The sequence below is a fragment of the Microbacterium umsixpiens genome (assembly GCF_053543675.1).
The window spans coordinates 3,148-3,454 of sequence record NZ_JBLVOH010000229.1; the positions used below are offsets into that span (position 1 = coordinate 3,148).

Here is a 307-nt window from a genome sequence, read left to right on the forward strand (position 1 = left end):
GCCTCCGCGCGCTGCGGATCAGTGTGCATTGTTCTCAGTTCTGCGTGTCAGTTCGAGAACTCGGCGAGGATCTCGCCGTAGCGGGTGATCTCGTCCGGGGCGGTCTCGCTGGTCCAGTCCGAGAGTCCGACGAGGTCGAACATCACGGATGCGGCCTCTTCGGACGAGTCGGCGTAGCCGTCCAGCAGCTCGGTGAGCTCCGCGACGAGGTCGTCGGGAAGTGTCGAGGTGACCGCGACGCCGCCGTTGGGGATCATCTCCGTGTAGGCGAAGGCCACGACCTTCTCGGCGATGTCCGGGGCCTCTT

At 65.5% G+C, this 307-nt stretch carries 1 pseudogene; it reads right to left on the bottom strand.

Going from position 1 to position 307, the window contains the following annotated elements:
• Nucleotides 1-47: 47 nt before the first annotated feature.
• Nucleotides 48-307 (bottom strand): annotated as a pseudogene (locus ACNPM4_RS19305) (phosphate/phosphite/phosphonate ABC transporter substrate-binding protein); the annotation flags it as partial.